Source organism: Hoeflea marina, assembly GCF_003182275.1.
GTDB lineage: Bacteria > Pseudomonadota > Alphaproteobacteria > Rhizobiales > Rhizobiaceae > Hoeflea > Hoeflea marina.
Genome location: NZ_QGTR01000001.1, coordinates 1,047,733 through 1,062,921, shown reverse-complemented (window position 1 = coordinate 1,062,921; position 15,189 = coordinate 1,047,733). Strand labels below are relative to the sequence as shown.

Annotated in this window: 18 protein-coding genes and 1 tRNA gene; 14 read left to right on the top strand and 5 right to left on the bottom strand. The window is 65.0% G+C overall.

The features are described 5' to 3' along the window. Positions 1-11: 11 nt before the first annotated feature. Entirely contained in the window at positions 12-599 is a 588-nt protein-coding gene (locus DFR52_RS04775; RefSeq protein WP_110030720.1) for a hypothetical protein, read from the top strand. After that, on the top strand, positions 596-946 hold the full coding sequence (locus DFR52_RS04770; protein WP_110030719.1) for a DUF6105 family protein: 351 nt from the start codon (positions 596-598) through the stop codon (positions 944-946). Before DFR52_RS04775 ends, DFR52_RS04770 begins: the two co-directional genes overlap by 4 nt. Here the strand turns inward: DFR52_RS04770 and ruvX are convergent. Beyond that, positions 892-1,377 (bottom strand): Holliday junction resolvase RuvX, encoded by a 486-nt coding sequence (gene ruvX / locus DFR52_RS04765; protein ID WP_110030718.1) that lies wholly within the window; start codon positions 1,375-1,377, stop codon positions 892-894. The genes DFR52_RS04770 and ruvX overlap by 55 nt on opposite strands. A 10-nt stretch (positions 1,378-1,387) precedes the next feature. Then, a complete protein-coding gene (locus tag DFR52_RS04760) occupies positions 1,388-1,684 on the bottom strand; it encodes an alkylphosphonate utilization protein (RefSeq protein WP_110030717.1) in 297 nt (98 codons plus the stop codon). Positions 1,685-1,892: 208 nt separating this feature from the next. On the opposite strand from DFR52_RS04760, the gene DFR52_RS04755 reads away from it, so the two are divergent. The 9 genes from DFR52_RS04755 (at position 1,893) to DFR52_RS04715 (ending at position 10,241) form a co-directional block, all read left to right on the top strand. After that, on the top strand, positions 1,893-2,603 hold the full coding sequence (locus tag DFR52_RS04755; protein ID WP_110030716.1) for a metal-dependent hydrolase: 711 nt from the start codon (positions 1,893-1,895) through the stop codon (positions 2,601-2,603). A gap of 115 nt (positions 2,604-2,718) precedes the next feature. Continuing rightward, on the top strand, positions 2,719-3,006 hold the full coding sequence (gatC, locus tag DFR52_RS04750) for an Asp-tRNA(Asn)/Glu-tRNA(Gln) amidotransferase subunit GatC (RefSeq protein ID WP_110030715.1): 288 nt from the start codon (positions 2,719-2,721) through the stop codon (positions 3,004-3,006). Then, a complete protein-coding gene (locus DFR52_RS24945) occupies positions 3,007-3,570 on the top strand; it encodes an endonuclease domain-containing protein (protein ID WP_342587883.1) in 564 nt (187 codons plus the stop codon). A 1-nt stretch (position 3,571) separates the two neighbouring features. After that, on the top strand, positions 3,572-5,053 hold the full coding sequence (gatA, locus tag DFR52_RS04740) for an Asp-tRNA(Asn)/Glu-tRNA(Gln) amidotransferase subunit GatA (protein ID WP_110030714.1): 1,482 nt from the start codon (positions 3,572-3,574) through the stop codon (positions 5,051-5,053). Between the two features lie 184 nt (positions 5,054-5,237). Continuing rightward, a complete protein-coding gene (locus DFR52_RS04735; RefSeq protein WP_110030713.1) occupies positions 5,238-6,215 on the top strand; it encodes a YihY/virulence factor BrkB family protein in 978 nt (325 codons plus the stop codon). 140 nt (positions 6,216-6,355) lie between these two features. Further along, positions 6,356-7,357, top strand: coding sequence for a TVP38/TMEM64 family protein (locus DFR52_RS25030; protein WP_110030712.1), 1,002 nt, complete (start codon positions 6,356-6,358; stop codon positions 7,355-7,357). Positions 7,358-7,393: 36 nt separating this feature from the next. After that, a complete protein-coding gene (locus DFR52_RS04725) occupies positions 7,394-7,732 on the top strand; it encodes an MmcQ/YjbR family DNA-binding protein (RefSeq protein WP_110030711.1) in 339 nt (112 codons plus the stop codon). Between the two features lie 132 nt (positions 7,733-7,864). Continuing rightward, the gene (locus tag DFR52_RS04720) at positions 7,865-9,523 is read left to right on the top strand and encodes a vWA domain-containing protein (protein WP_158284856.1); all 1,659 of its coding nucleotides are present in this window, start codon (positions 7,865-7,867) and stop codon (positions 9,521-9,523) included. Positions 9,524-9,701: 178 nt separating this feature from the next. After that, positions 9,702-10,241 carry a GNAT family N-acetyltransferase gene (locus DFR52_RS04715; RefSeq protein WP_110030709.1) on the top strand — a complete coding sequence of 180 codons (540 nt, stop codon included), beginning with the start codon at positions 9,702-9,704 and terminating at the stop codon, positions 10,239-10,241. A 9-nt stretch (positions 10,242-10,250) separates the two neighbouring features. Here DFR52_RS04715 and gpt read toward each other — a convergent pair whose 3' ends face one another. The 3 genes from gpt to DFR52_RS04700 all read right to left on the bottom strand — a co-directional run bounded on the left by gpt (position 10,251) and on the right by DFR52_RS04700 (position 12,649). After that, positions 10,251-10,748: a xanthine phosphoribosyltransferase gene (gene gpt, locus DFR52_RS04710; protein WP_110030708.1), complete on the bottom strand. Its 498-nt coding sequence runs from the start codon at positions 10,746-10,748 to the stop codon at positions 10,251-10,253. A 210-nt stretch (positions 10,749-10,958) separates the two neighbouring features. After that, complete coding sequence (locus DFR52_RS04705) at positions 10,959-11,801, bottom strand: universal stress protein (RefSeq protein WP_110030707.1); 843 nt, start codon at positions 11,799-11,801, stop codon at positions 10,959-10,961. A gap of 86 nt (positions 11,802-11,887) precedes the next feature. Beyond that, on the bottom strand, positions 11,888-12,649 hold the full coding sequence (locus DFR52_RS04700) for a competence/damage-inducible protein A (protein WP_110030706.1): 762 nt from the start codon (positions 12,647-12,649) through the stop codon (positions 11,888-11,890). Positions 12,650-12,928: 279 nt separating this feature from the next. Between DFR52_RS04700 and wrbA the strand changes: the two genes are divergently transcribed. The 3 genes from wrbA to DFR52_RS04685 all read left to right on the top strand — a co-directional run bounded on the left by wrbA (position 12,929) and on the right by DFR52_RS04685 (position 15,176). Further along, positions 12,929-13,528: an NAD(P)H:quinone oxidoreductase type IV gene (wrbA, locus tag DFR52_RS04695; protein WP_110030705.1), complete on the top strand. Its 600-nt coding sequence runs from the start codon at positions 12,929-12,931 to the stop codon at positions 13,526-13,528. A gap of 405 nt (positions 13,529-13,933) precedes the next feature. Then, positions 13,934-14,019, top strand: a tRNA-Leu gene (locus DFR52_RS04690). 92 nt (positions 14,020-14,111) lie between these two features. Then, positions 14,112-15,176 carry a DNA cytosine methyltransferase gene (locus DFR52_RS04685; RefSeq protein ID WP_110030704.1) on the top strand — a complete coding sequence of 355 codons (1,065 nt, stop codon included), beginning with the start codon at positions 14,112-14,114 and terminating at the stop codon, positions 15,174-15,176. Positions 15,177-15,189 lie beyond the last annotated feature (13 nt).

Below are 15,189 nucleotides of genomic sequence, written 5' to 3'. Positions count from 1 at the left end.
CCCGGATCAAGATGACTTCCAGCCGTCTCTTCACGGCAGCCATGATGCTGTTCTGGATCGCCACCTCGGCGCTGATCGCGCTGATGTGCACCTGGGCGCCGCGGGGCGGGATGAGCCTGTTCGGCCTCTCGGCGTTCGCCGGCTCGCCGGTGATCGAGAGTTTCGACGCGGCACTGGTCGCCATCGGCCTGTCGGCGAGGGGAGCGCACTTCGTCTACACCCTGATCGCCGCGACCAATGTGATTGCGGCCGGATTGCTGATCTTCGCGATGATGTTCATGCTTCTGGGACTGGAACAGGAGCAGCGCGAGGCCCGGCCGATGGTCGAGGGCGCTGCCGCGGCATCGGCGCTGACGGCGCTTGTGGTGATGGCGATCAGCCTGGCCGGCGGCCATGCCGGCCCGCTGATGGCGCTGCAACTTGTGGTCCTGGCGGGCCATCTGGCAACCTTGCGGTCGCTGGCCGATGTGCCGCTCGTCACCGATGCGTCGCGCGCGGCGGACGCAGAGCTCGCCGACATCGTCGCCCGGCATGCCGAAAGCCATGCCGCCTTCAGCGCCCAGACGGCGTCCATCTCTCGCAGCGAGCCAAGGCCATGAAGTGGTTTCTCATTCTCTGGGCCGTGCCGATGCTGCTGCTCGGCTCCTGGTACAGCCTCTCCTTCTACGACATGAATTTCGGCTACCGGATCCTGAGCCGCGAACTGCATGACCTTGTCTTCGTGATCTACGGCAATCTGCTCGGCGTCCCGGCCGAGGACGTGCCCGGCCTGGTGCTGAAGGCGATCCTGGTCGACAGCGCGCTGGTGGCGGGCATCGTCGTCGTCCGCTATCAGCGCCGCCGCATCATGGCGTTCATCCGGTCGATGTTTGCAGCCGAGGCGCCGATGGATCAGCCGGCCGAGGACGCCCGCAGCACGGCGCCCAGCCTGTCGAGGGCTCCCTGAAGAATGAAGGAGGCGGCGGCGGAATCGATCCGCTGGGCCCGCTTCTTGCGCGACACATCCATCTCGATCAGCGCCCGCTCCGCTGCCACCGTCGACAGCCGCTCGTCCCAGAAGACGAACGGCAGCTCGGTCTTCGACGCCATGTTGCGCACGAAGGCGCGGGTCGCCTGTGCCCTCGGCCCTTCCGACCCGTCCATGTTGACCGGCAGGCCGATGATGGCGGCCCCCACCTTGTCTGCCTCGAAGGCGGCAAGCAGCTCGATGGCATCGAGCGTGAACTTCTTGCGCCTGATCACCGCCCTGGGCGTCGCCAGACGGTAGCCGAGGTCGGAGACGGCAAGGCCGATGGTCTCCGTGCCGAGATCAAGGCCGGCTATGGTCATGCCGGGCCTGAGCAGTCCCGCCAGATCTTCGATGCTGACAACGGCCATCGTCCAACTCCTAGCGTTTGCGCACGAACTCCGTGCGAAGGACGAGCCCCTTGATGGCGTCGTGCCGGCAGTCGATCTCTTCGGGATTGTCGGTGAGCCGGATCGACTTGATGATGGTTCCCTGCTTCAGCGTCTGGCCGGCGCCCTTGACCTTGAGATCCTTGATCAACGTCACCGAATCGCCGTCGGCGAGCACATTGCCGGCCGAATCGAGCACCTGAGAGGCCTGCGCCGCTTCCGCGGCCATTTCGGACGCCGGGCGCCATTCGCCGGTGACCTCGTCGTAGACATAATCGTCGTCGGCCATCCTTGCCTCGCTTTGGGTTGCTTGCGCTGTCACGGAGCCCGGGTGGCAGGATCGAGACTTGTCACCCATCCGCGCGCATGCTGTCGCTTAGCCCACCCGGCGGGCCGGTGCAACAGATTGGGCCGCGCCGCGCCTTCACCGCACCGGGCATTGCCGAATTCCGGATTGATCCCTTAGGATGGGCCAAACCATCATCGGGAGTTGCAAATTGAAGATCACCTGGCTCGGTCATTCGGCATTCCGCATTGAAAGCGGCAAATCCATCATCCTCATCGACCCTTTCCTGACCGGCAATCCGGGCTTCGGCAATCTCGACAAGAAGGACGCCACCCGGGGCGTCACCCACGTTCTGCTGACCCACGGCCATGGCGACCATGTCGGCGACGCCGGCCAGATCGCCAAGGAGAGCGGCGCGACGCTGCTTGCCAATGCCGATCTCGCCAGCTGGATGGGCAGGCATCACGGCCTCGACCGCATCGAGCAGGGCAACACCGGCGGCACGGTATCGCTGGGCGACTTCTCCGCCACATTCGTCAATGCGCTGCATTCCTCTGCGACGATCACGTCCGACGGCGTGTCGCATTCGCTGGGCAACGCCAACGGCCTGGTGCTGCATTTCGAGAACGACCCGACGCTTCTGCACATGGGCGACACCGACATCTTCTCCGACATGGCGCTGATCAACGAACTGCACCGGCCGGAGATCGGCATCGTGCCGATCGGCGACCGCTTCACCATGGGTGGCGCGGTGGCGGCGCTTGCCTGCCGGCGCTACTTTTCCTTCGGCAAGGTCCTTCCCTGCCACTATGGAACCTTCCCGATCATCGACCAGACGGCGGATGCCTTCCTGGAGGCGATGGAGGAGGATGCCGGCACGGTCATGGTGACAAAAGCGGGGACGGAAGCCAGCTACGGCTGAGCGAGGGCGGGGCGGCCCGCGAATTGGCCGCCGTTGCCGGCTGCAGCCTTGCCCTTGCGGGCTGCGCTCGCTATAGCGGGCGAAACCCTGCACACACGAATGACATGAGGACCGGATGTCCGTTGATCTAGCCACCGTCAAGCGCGTCGCGCGACTGGCCCGCATTGCGGTGACAGAGGAAGAAGCCGCCCGTATGGAAGACGAGCTCAACACCATCCTGGGCTTCGTCGAGCACCTCTCCGAGGTTGATGTCGACGGCGTCGAGCCGATGACGTCGGTCACGCCGATGGCGATGAAGAAGCGCCGCGACGTGGTCACCGACGGCTCCAAGGCCGACGACATCGTCGGCAACGCGCCGGAGACGGCGGACAATTTCTTCCTGGTGCCGAAAGTGATGGAATAGATGATGGCAGGCCGAGGAACTCCGGAAGGCGTTTCTGGCCGGGTTTTCCCTCCCCGGGACGGGGAGGGTGGCCGCGCAGTGGACGGGTGGGGTCGAGTGTCTCGCGGTGAGGATCACCCCCTCCGGTCCGGCGATGCCGGACCACCTCCCCCTCGAGGGGGAGGAAAACCAGGCGGCTCCTCTGAGCCCGGATCAAAACGCCGCCGCGAGCGTCTCGAGTTTGCCCGGCATCTGCGCAAGACGATGAGTGATGAAGAGGTTATCCTCTGGTCCGAATTGCGTCTTTTGCGGCATCAGGGCCTGCATTTTCGCCGGAAGGTTCCGCGCGACGGTTACGTTCTCGATTTTGCCTGCCTGAGGGCCAGGGCGATCATCGAGGTAGACGGAGAACAACATTTTCACGGTTCGCATCCCGCCCGGGACGCGGCACGTGACAGACATTTTATGGCGGCCGGGTTCGTGACACTGCGTTACACCACGACTGACGTGCGCAAGCATCTCAACGACGTCGTCAATGACATCTATCTGCGGGTTTCCGCCCGTATTGCACATCCGGGAAACTGACATGACCGACCTGACCAGCCTGACCCTTGCCGAAGCCCGCAGCGAGCTTGCCTCGGGAGCCATCACCAGCGTGGAGCTGACGGGCGCCTATGTGGCCGCCATCGAGGCCGCCAATGCATCGATCAATGCCTATGTGGCGGTCACCTCGGAACAGGCGCTGGAAATGGCCAAGGCATCCGACGCCCGCCGGGCAAGCGGCCAGACCGGGGCGCTCGAAGGCATTCCGCTCGGCATCAAGGACCTCTACGCCACAGAGGGTGTGCACACCCAGGCCTGCTCGCACATTCTCGACGGTTTTCAGCCGCGCTATGAATCGACGGTGACGGCCAACCTCTGGGCGGACGGCGCGGTGATGCTTGGCAAGCTCAACATGGACGAGTTCGCCATGGGCTCGTCGAACGAAAGTTCCTATTACGGCCCGGTCATCAATCCATGGCGGGCTGAAGGCTCGACCGCCGACCTGGTGCCCGGCGGTTCGTCGGGCGGCTCGGCGGCAGCGGTGGCCGCCAATCTCTGCGTGGCGGCGACGGCCACCGACACCGGCGGCTCGATCCGCCAGCCCGCCGCGTTTACCGGCACCGTCGGCATCAAGCCGACCTATGGCCGCTGCTCGCGCTGGGGCATCGTCGCTTTCGCCTCCTCGCTCGACCAGGCGGGCCCGATCACCCGCGACGTGCGCGACGCGGCGATCATGCTCAAGTCGATGGCCTCGGTCGACGACAAGGACACCACCTCGGTCGACCTGCCGGTGCCCGACTACGAGGCCTCGCTCGGCCAGTCGGTCAAGGGGCTCAAGATCGGCATTCCGCGCGAATACCGCGTCGAGGGCATGCCGGCGGAAATCGAGGCGCTGTGGCAGCAGGGCATCGCATGGTTGAAGGATGCGGGTGCCGAGATCGTCGACATCGAACTGCCGCACACCAAATACGCGCTGCCGGCCTATTACATCGTCGCGCCGGCGGAAGCTTCGTCCAATCTGGCGCGCTATGACGGTGTCCGCTACGGCCTGCGCGAGCAGGGCCGCGACATCACCGACATGTACGAGAAGACCCGTGCCGCCGGCTTCGGCACCGAGGTCAAGCGCCGCATCATGATCGGCACCTATGTGCTCTCGGCCGGCTATTACGACGCTTATTACCTGCGCGCCCAGAAGGTGCGGACGCTGATCAAGCGCGATTTCGAGACCGCCTTCCACGACGGCATCGACGCCATCCTGACGCCGGCCACGCCATCCTCGGCCTTCGGCATCGCCGACCAGGAGATGGCGGCCGATCCGGTGAAGATGTATTTGAACGACATCTTCACGGTCACGGTCAACATGGCCGGCCTGCCGGGCCTGTCGGTGCCGGCGGGACGCTGCGCCAAGGGCCTGCCGCTCGGCCTGCAGCTCATCGGCCGACCCTTCGAGGAGGAGACGCTGTTCCGCACCGCCCATGTCATCGAACAGGCGGCCGGCCGATTCTCTCCATCCAAATGGTGGTAGGAAGCGCCGCCGCCCGTCGTGCCGCCGGCGATTGACCCCGGGTCGTCGGGCGCTCCGCTCGGCCGCAGATCGTCGCGCTGACCGCGCCCGGGAAGGGACATCCGCAGCTGCGCTGCGCCGGGCGGAACGATTGTGCCTGACGATGGTTGATCCCTGACGAAGGCGACAATCGACAGGGCGGAAGGTGCCGGATTCCATCGAAAGACCAGAAGACAGTTCGCTCCGGCCGCGCATCGGCCGTCATGCCGACAGCGCCCGGAAGATTCCGCCGATGGGCTGGTGGCTGATCGGCCGGCGCACCGTCGAGAGCTTCTTTCGCGATCGCGTGATGCTGGTGTCGGCCGGCGTCACGCTGTATGTGCTTCTGGCCATGGTGCCGGCGCTCAGCATAGTGGTTTCCCTCTATGGCCTTGTGTCCGATCGGCATTCGATCGCCGAACAGCTGGCGCTTGTCGAGCGCTTCGTGCCTGAAGGCGGCATGGAAATCCTGCGCGACCAACTCGTCCGCTTGTCTTCCCAGGAAGCGAGCACATTGAGCTGGGCCGTCATCATCGCCGTTCTGATCTCTCTGTGGAGCGCCAGCCTGGGCGTGAAGGGCCTCTTCGAGGCGATGAACGTCGCGTACGGGGAACAGGAGCGGCGCAGTTTTCTCCACGTCACCGGGCTGGCGTTCCTGTTCACGCTTGGCGGCGCGGTTCTCGCCGCGCTGGCGCTTGCGAGTGTCGTGATCCTGCCGTGGGCGATCTCGTTCATGCCCGTCGATGCGCGGATGGAATGGGTGGTCAGGGCCCTGAGTTTCATGGGCCTTGCCCTGGGCACGGTTTTGGGACTCTCGGCCATCTACCGGTGGGGACCCGACCGCAGGAGTGCCAAATGGCGCTGGGTCACGCCGGGGGCGGTCTTCGCCACCGTATCGGTGATGACGGTCTCCGCGATCTTCTCCTGGTACGTATCCAATTTTGCCAATTACAGCGCCAGCTATGGCTCGCTGGGCGCCCCGATCGGTTTTCTGACATGGCTGTGGATTTCGGTCATCGTGGTGGTGACCGGAGGAGAACTTAATTCCGAGGTCGAGCGCCAGACGGCGATCGACACCACGCTATCGCCCGACAAGCCGATGGGCGAGCGCGGCGCTTATGTCGCCGACACGCTCGGTGACTGAACCGGTATGGGTTGCGCCTGTACGTGCCGTTTCCGGAACCAGTCCCGGACGGTGTATCCTTGCACCCGTCCGGGCACCGGTATAGGGATCTGCCGCGCCCGCCGGTTTTTGCTGGCCGCGCCGCCGCAGGAAGGCCGTCCATGACAGGCATGAGCCATCGCCGCACCCTTGCCGTCTACCTGCTCGTTGCCGTGCTCGCGTTTGGCCTGGTCGGGGGTTCGTGGCTTGTTCTGCCCGGTTTCGACACCGGTCCGCTGATGGACTGGGTCAAGGGCTTTGGCATGTGGGCGATCCCCCTGCTGATCCTGATGATGGTGGCGCACAATTTCGTGCCGATCCCCGCGGAGGTGATCGCGCTCTGCGCCGGCGCCATCCTAGGCACTGTTGCCGGCACGCTGGTGACCTGGACCGGCGCGATGTTCGGGGCGGTGCTGGCCTTCTGGCTGGCACGGCACTTCGGCCGCGGGCTCATCGAACGTCATGCCGATCTGAGCCATCTCGACCGCTTCGACCGGATCGTCGCGGACCAGGGCGCCGCGGGGCTGCTGTTTGCCAGGCTCACGCCGCTCGTGGCCTTCAATCTGGTCAATTACTGCGCCGGGCTGACTGCCGTCTCCTGGACGACCTTCCTGTGGACCACCGCCGTCGGCATTCTGCCGATCACGGCGCTGACGGCGTATGCCGGGGCCAACATGGCGGAATTGAGCCCGCGCGCGGTGCTGGTCCTGACGGCCATCGGCCTCGTCGGCTTTGCTCTCGCCGGCTGGTTCAGGCGCCGGCGCTCCACGCGGAGCGGGCTTGCGGTTCCCGGTTCGCGTGGCACCATTGGACGGGAGCAGAGTTGTCGGAATGAATCAGGATCGGAGGCCAACGCCATGACCAAAAACAACAAAATTCTTGTCGATGCGCTTGATCGGCTTGCCGCCGAAGACTTCGTCACGGGGCAGGCCTGGTCGGCCCTGCACGATCTCTGCCAGGCCCATGAGGGCGAGGCGGACTTCGACCGGGCGCACGCTCTCTGCCACCGGATCGAGGGGGACGAGGGCAACGCCGCCTACTGGTACCGGAGGGCAGGGCAGCCGCGGCCGTCCGCGTCGGTTGCCGAGGAATGCGCGGACCTGAAGCGGGTGCTGGAAGACTGAGCTTGCGTCGGCCGCACCATGTGGCAGACTGCTTGGATGTCGCGCGATGCCGTCAACAGGATCTGTGCAGCCTTGCCCGGCTCGGAGAAGTCCGATCCGTGGGGTGGCGGCCACGACTGCTGGAAGGTTGGCGGCAAGATGTTCGCGGTCATAGGCGCGAGCGACGACCACGGCGTCAGTCTCAAATGCGCGGACACCGAAACGGCGGATCTGCTGATTGAAATGGGCCGGGCCGAGAAGGCGCCCTACCTTCATGCGAGCTGGGTGCGGATCCGCTGGGGCGGGATGGAGGAGGATGAACTTGCCGAGCGGCTGCGCCGGTCCTACGAGCTGATCCGGTCGAAGCTGTCGGGAAAGATCCGCGCCGCACTGTGAAGAACCGCTCCGCTCCGCAGCCGCCGGCGGCAATCGACCGCGCGCGCTGTGCGATCCCGCACAGTCCTTTTTCCCCGAATGTCGTAGGCGGATGGGACTCCTGCATGGGGCAGGATGGAAAGGCAGGTTCTCATGTCCACCCGTATATTCCTGGCGACCCTTGGGCTCGCCCTCGCTGGTTTCACGCCCACTGCCGCCTCCGCCAACGACAAGGCCATCATCGTGCTCGATGCATCCGGCTCGATGTGGGGCCAGATCGACGGAAAGACCAAGATCGAGATCGCCCGTCAAACCCTGACCGAGGTGCTGGGCGGCATTCCCGACACGCTGGATCTCGGACTCATCGCCTACGGCCACCGCGAGAAGGGCTCGTGCAGCGACATCGAGGAAATCGTCAGGCCCGAACCGGGAACCCGCGATGCAATCTCCGCCGCTGTCCGGAAACTCAACCCGAAGGGCAAGACGCCGATCGCCGACGCGGTCGAGCAGGCGGCGATCAGCCTGGCCTATACCGAAGACAAGGCCACCGTCATCGTGATTACCGACGGCATCGAGACCTGCAACGCCGACCCCTGTGCGCTGGCGAGCGAACTGGAAGCCGCCGGCATAGACTTCACCGCCCATGTCATCGGCTTCGGGCTCACGGCGGAGGAGGGCAGGAAGGTCGCCTGCCTCGCCGAAAACACCGGCGGTCGCTATCTGCAGGCGTCGAACGCCGCCGAACTCGCCGGCGCCCTGACCGAGACCGTCGCGGCGCAGCCGGCTCCGGCTCCCGAACCCGCGCCGAAGCCGCAGCCGGAAATGCTCGAGAAGAACATCCTGTTCACCGCCTCGCTGACCGCCGAGAGCAGCGACAACGATCCCGAGGGCACCTGGGAGGCATTCTTGATGAACGGTGATACTCCGGGCAAGGACAACGTACTCTACAGCTACGCCATGCCGCTCAGCGAGCATCTCGATCCGGGACGCTATCTCGTCCGCTTCAGCAAGGATCTGGTGAAGGTCGAGCAGGTCGTCGAGACCAGCGCCACCGAGCTGCTGACACGCAATTTCGTTCTTGATGCCGGCATCATCCGTGTCTCGGTGGCGGCCGACGAGGCGGCCGAGGTGGATGACAGCGCCCGCTTCGACATCAAGGTCGCGGGCGGCGAGACCGGCGGCTACGGCCAGGGCACGTTCGTCGTCCCGGCGGGCGATGTGCAGCTGACGGCTTCGCTGGGCGAGGCGAGTACCGAGGAAAGCCTGGTGCTCAAGGCCGGAGAGGTGGTCGACAGGAAGCTCGTCGCCGCCGCCGGCGTGCTGGCCGCCGACGTCACCTACAGCGACGGCGGGCCGCTGGTCGAGGACGGCAGCCTCCGGGTCGATGTGCTTTCGGCGAAGATGTCGATCGACGGAAAACGCAAGGATATCACCGGCGGCTATGGCCCGGGCAACCGGTTCAAGCTCGCCCCCGGCGACTACCTGCTGCGCGCCGAACTGGGGGCGGCGAGCGTCGAGGAGCCGGTGACGGTGAAAAAGGGTGAAATGACACCGGTCAGCGTCAACCTCAACGCCGGCGTGCTCAATGTCAGGGCGCCGGGCGCCTACCGCATCGACATCCTGCCGGCGAAGGCAGACTTGCAGGGCCGGCGCGAGCCGATCGGCGGCAGCTATGGCGAGGAGTTCCAGATCACCGCGCCGCCGGGAGACTATAAGGCCGTGGCGACGATGAGCGGCGACGGACAGGCACCCGACAAGGAGCTGCCGGTCAGCGTCTCGGCGGCCGAACGCACCGAGGTGACCATCGAGTGACAGGCGCGGGCGGGATCGCCGCCCGGCCTTCGCCCGCCACACCGCACCGGAGCGGAACGCGCCGCCGATGCGGGCGGGTCCGCGGTCCGCCCGTCGCTTTGCAAATGGCAGCAACCTGCTAGTGTGGCTGTCGCCCCTTCGCAGGACCGAACGCCGGGTGCATCCGGAGTGCTGTTGAATGCTGACATTGCGACCCGCCAAGTCCTCCGATGCCCGAGATCTTGCGCTGATCGGCCTTGCCGCCTGGCAGGAGGCGATCAGCGCCTGGGGCGAGGATGTCGAGAAGATGCGCGAGAACGCCACGTCTGCCTATGTGAATTTCTGCGTCCGGAACTGGCCTGACATTCTCGTGGCCGAATGGGACGGCGACCTCGCCGGCTGGGGCGCGTCGGAGAATGCCGACGACCAGATCACCGATCTCTGGGTCGCGCCGGTTTTCCAGGGGAGGGGCATCGGATCGGAACTGCTCGCCGATCTGGAGCTGGAAATCCGCGGTCGCGGCTTCGACAGGGCCAGGCTCGATACCCATGCGCGCAATGTCCGCGCCATCCACCTGTTCAAGCGCCACGGCTACCGGGTCAGCGCCTACACGGTCGCTTATTCTGCGGCGCTGGATGTCGACATCGACACGGTGGCGATGGTCAAGGAGTTCGGGCTGGCAAGCAGCAACGAGGGATCGGCCAAGCCCGAGGACGACGGGCTCTACGGCGGCGTCTGACGCTCCGCGTCAGCCACGCGATTCCTTGTTGATAGGCTCCTGATAGGAAAGGCCCATGTCCCAGGGGAAATAGATCCAGGTGTCCTGGCTGACCTCGGTGACGAAGGTGTCGACCAGCGGACGCCCCTTCGGCTTGGCATAGACCGTGGCGAAATGCGCCTTGGGCAGCATGGCGCGGACGATCGCGGCCGTCTTGCCGGTGTCGGTCAGGTCGTCGACGACCAGCACGCCGACGCCGCCAGTGGCGAGAATCTCCGGATTGATGTCCTTGAGGACCTGCATTTCGCCCTGCGAGCTGTAGTCGTGGTAGGAGGCGATGCAAACCGTGTCGATGCGACGGATATCGAGCTCGCGGCAGATGATCGCCGCCGGCACCAGGCCACCGCGCGTGATGCAGACAATGGCGTTCCAGACCTGGCCGGTGCCGCTCAGTCGCCAGGCAAGCGCGCGGGCATCGCGATGGAACTGGTCCCAGGAGACGGGGAAGGCCTTGTCGGGCAGAGACATCGGGGGCTCCTCAGGATGGCGGCGCAAACGGGGCCGCGCGGAATTGGCTGATGGAGCCATTAGCCGATGAAGGCCGGCATTGGCAAGCCACGGCCGGGTTCACCTGACCGCCGACCCCAAGGCCGGTTCCCGGCTACCGGCCTTGGGGTCGGGTCAACGGGCGGATCTCCGGCATCAGGGCATCCGGGCGATCCGCTGCGGGTTGCGGGCTCAGCGCGACATCAGTGTCGCCACCGAGAGCTTGTCGAGAAAAGCGCGGGTGACGCCGCCGAACAGCCACTGGCTGATGCGCTGGTGGGTGTAGGCCCCCATGACCAGGAGATCGGCATTGGTGGCCACCACCTGTCCGGCGATGGCGTCGGACGTGGAGCGGCCCTCGCGGCCCACCGTGGAGATTTCGGCATGAATGTCGTGGCGCGCCAGGCTGGCGGCGATGTCGGACCCCGGCAGCGGCATGGTCAGGTTGGCCTGGCGATCCGCGTCGACGATGACGATGTCGACACTCTTGGCGGCCTTGAGAAGCGGCATGGCGTCATGCACGGCGCGCGCGGCCTCGCGCGATCCGTCCCAGGCGATCAGCACGCGCTCGACCGGGTCGGCAAGCGCGCCGTCGGCGGGCAGGAACAGCACGGGACGGCCCGATTCGAACATCAGCGCCTCGAAATCCGGCGTCGTGACCTCTTCCTTTGACCGGTCGGGCTGACGCACCAGCACGATGTCGGCGACCCGGGCGGAACTGACCGAGGACTGCGCGCTGTCGCCGCCCTGGGTGTGCACCGGACGCCATTCGTAGGAGAGCCCCTCGCGCGTGCACAGTTCTGAGAAGGCGTCGCCGAGCACGCGCATGCGTGCATCGGCCTCTTCGTAGAGGACTGCGATCGTGGTGGCGTCGGGAACGTCGATCGGACCGCCCATGACCACGAACTGCGAAGGTTCGCCGTGGCAGCCGATGAGATGGATGTCCCGGCCGCAGCCCAGGCGCTGGGCGGCGGCGACGACGGGGCCGACGTCGGTCCTGGTCGAAAGCACGGCGAGGATGGTTCTGTAGGACATGAAAAACTCCCTTCGATTCAGGCCGCAATCGGCCCTTCCTGAAAACTGTGCTCCGGCGTGGCCTCCTCCGCCTTGATCCGTGTCAATCAGCCGGCCGACGCCTGCCGGGCCAACGCGACCTCCGCCAGCATGGCCTCGACGGCTGCCGCCGCAGCGGCCACGGCCCCGGCGTCGCGGCCGCGCACGACGATCTCGGTGGAAAACGACTTGCCGTCGAAGCGCGGATAGGAGCCGATATTGGTGTCGGAATGGGCCCTGGCGACCGCAGTCAGCGGTCCGCCGATGTCGCCTTCGCCGAAGGGGCAGTTGACGCTTTGCGAGATGAGCCGGATGCCGGTGGGCAGCGTCGGCAGCACCTGATCGAGCATCGCCTGGAACACGGACGGCACGCCCGCCATCACGTGCACGTTGCCGATGCTGAAGCCCGGCGCGCGGCTGACCGGATTGTCGATGTGGGTGGCGCCCACCGGCATGCGCGCCATCCGCTTGCGGGCGTCGGTGAATTCCATGCCGCGCTCGGCATAGTGGGCGGAGAGCAGCGCCATGGCCGCGTCCTCGTGCACGCAGGCGACCCCGAAGGCGCGGGCGACGGCGTCGGCGGTGATGTCGTCGTGGGTGGGGCCGATCCCGCCGGAGGTGAAGACATGGTCGTAGCGGGAGCGCAGCGCGTCGAGCGCCTCGACGATCCGCTCCTCCACGTCGGGCACGATGCGCACCTCCAGGAGGTCGATGCCGGCGGCGGTCAGCAGTTCGGCGAGATGGCCGATGTTCTTGTCCTTGGTGCGGCCCGAAAGCAGCTCGTCGCCGATGGCGAGGGCTGCGGCCGTGACGATGGTGTCGTGGGTCATGGTGTCATCCTGTTGAACCGCATCGATAGCGCATCCGCGATCAAAGCGGAAACGCGCCGGGCGGCGAGGCGGCAAAATATCGCGCCGCCGCTGCCCCGAATCATGGCCGGACTCCGATTCGCGCGCCGGAGCCGGTCGGCGACTCGGCGGTTCCGGGCTTTTTTGTGAACGAACTGTGCAGCCTCGGGGGGCTACCAGTGAACAGTGAGAGGCCTATGTAACGCATCGAGACCATTGCGGACAAACCGCGGCGGAGAGAGTTACACACAGGAGACTGGCATGGCGAAAGTACTGGTGCTTTATTATTCGAGCTGGGGACACATGGAAGCGATGGCGAAGGCCGCCGCGGAGGGTGCGCGCGAAGGCGGCGCGGACGTCACCATCAAGCGCGTCGCCGAACTGGTGCCGCTCGAGGTGGCCAAGGCCGCCCACTACAAGCTCGACCAGGACGCCGCGATAGCCGACCCGCTCGAACTGGCCGACTACGACGCCATCATCGTCGGCGCCTCCACGCGCTATGGCGCGATGTCGTCGCAGCTCAAGAACTTCTTCGACCAGACCGGTCCGCTGTGGGCCGAAGGCAAGCTCGTCAACAAGGTCGGCTCGGTGATGGTCTCGACCGCCACCCAGCACGGCGGCGCCGAGTTCGCCATCATCTCGACCCAGGTGGCGCTGCAGCATCACGGCATGATCATCGTGCCGCTGAGCTATGCCTATCAGGGCCAGATGGGCAACGACGTCGTCCGCGGCGGCGCGCCTTACGGCATGACCACCACCTCGAACGGCGACGGCTCTCGGATGCCGTCAGACCAGGAACTCGAAGGCGCCCACTTCCAGGGCAAGCGCGTGGCCGAGATCACCGCCAAGCTGGTGGCCTGACACCAACCGCCCGGACCGCGGTGATCTCCACCGCCTGAGGGTGAGCATTCCTGCTGAAGCGTCCGGCGAGAGCCGGGCGCTTTTTGCTGCCCGGGGAAGGGCCGCGCGGGCGGCGGCGCCATGGCAGGCGGATGCCGCCCCGAACGGTTGCCCGGAGCCCGCGGAGCGGGTGTAAGGCGGCCAGGCAACCGGCCAGAGAAGCGGCCCCAGTGCCTGTGCAAAATCGGTAATTCTATGATATTGTGTGCCAATCGAGACATTTGATCCGGCCAGTCAACCGGCCAGGATGAAGGCACATTATGCGTGATGACCATGAATCCATCGGCCTTTTCGAACCGGTGAAGGCCTGATATAGGCCCAATGAACGTATGTCTACTCAGAGTCTAGACACGTGTTGGATTGGATGGCTGCTTGCCGAAATTGGTAGACGGAAGGCACTTAAAATGCCTCGGGCTACGCCCGTGTGGCTTCGATTCCCACAGCGGCCACCAGTTCCGGTGTACTCGCCCCATGAATCGCGATAAAACTGTTAAAGTTGCATTTTGACCGTCGACGTTCGGCCTCTGGGTTGCTATCTTAAATTATGAAAATCGAAGTAGTCGATCTATTTTGTGGTGTGGGCGGGCTTAGCGCTGGATTTCGTCACGCTGGCTTAAATGTGCTCGCGGGTTTCGATATCGATGTTAGTTGCAAGTATGCCTATGAGCGGAACATCAATGCCAAGTTCGTGCCAACGAATGTGGCAGAGTTGAGCGGCGAGGAAGTCGCCGCACTCTACTCGCCGGGGGCAACGAGGGTTCTTGTAGGATGCGCACCGTGCCAGCCGTTCTCCATGTACACGGGCCGATATCGCCAGAATGAAACGGCCGAGGATGCGGACAAGCGATGGAACTTGCTCCGTGCGTTCGCTCGTATAATTGAGGAAACGAAGCCCGAAATTGTATCCATGGAGAACGTTACTCGGGTCGCGGCCCACCCAGCATTCGAGAGTTTCGTGAACCGGCTAAAGACGGCTGGTTACAAAGTCACGTATCATAAGGTGCGGGCTCAACATTATGGCGTTCCGCAGAGGCGAACAAGGTTGGTACTATTCGCATCCCTATTTGGGGAGGTTGACCTCGTCGAACCCACGCATTTGGCGTCGCCTGTGACGGTTAGGGAGGCAATAGGCTCGCTGCCACAGATCAACGCAGGAGAGGCTCACCCCCAAGACCGGTTGCACCAATCGCGCAATCTCAAGGAGACAAACTTGAGGCGCATAAGAGCTACCCGCGAAGGAGGTAGCTGGAAGGACTGGGATCCTAGCCTTCACCTCGATTGCCACCGAAAGCCGGGCGGAAAGTCGTTCAGGGCCGTCTACGGCCGTATGAAGTGGGACGAACCTTCTCCGGTTATTACCACCCAGTGCCTCGGCATAGGCAATGGAAGATTTGGACACCCGGAACAGGATCGCGCAATATCCATCCGCGAGGCCGCGGTTCTGCAGTCATTTCCTGTTGATTTTGAATTTGTTGCCCCCGGCGAGCGTGTGAATCAGCTCCGATTGGCGCGCCAGATCGGCAACGCGGTGCCAGTAAAGCTCGGAGAGGCAGTTGCTCGCTCAATCAAGTTGCATATTGAGAATCGAGAAGGCGTAAGAGCGGTGTAAGCGCCCTTCTCCC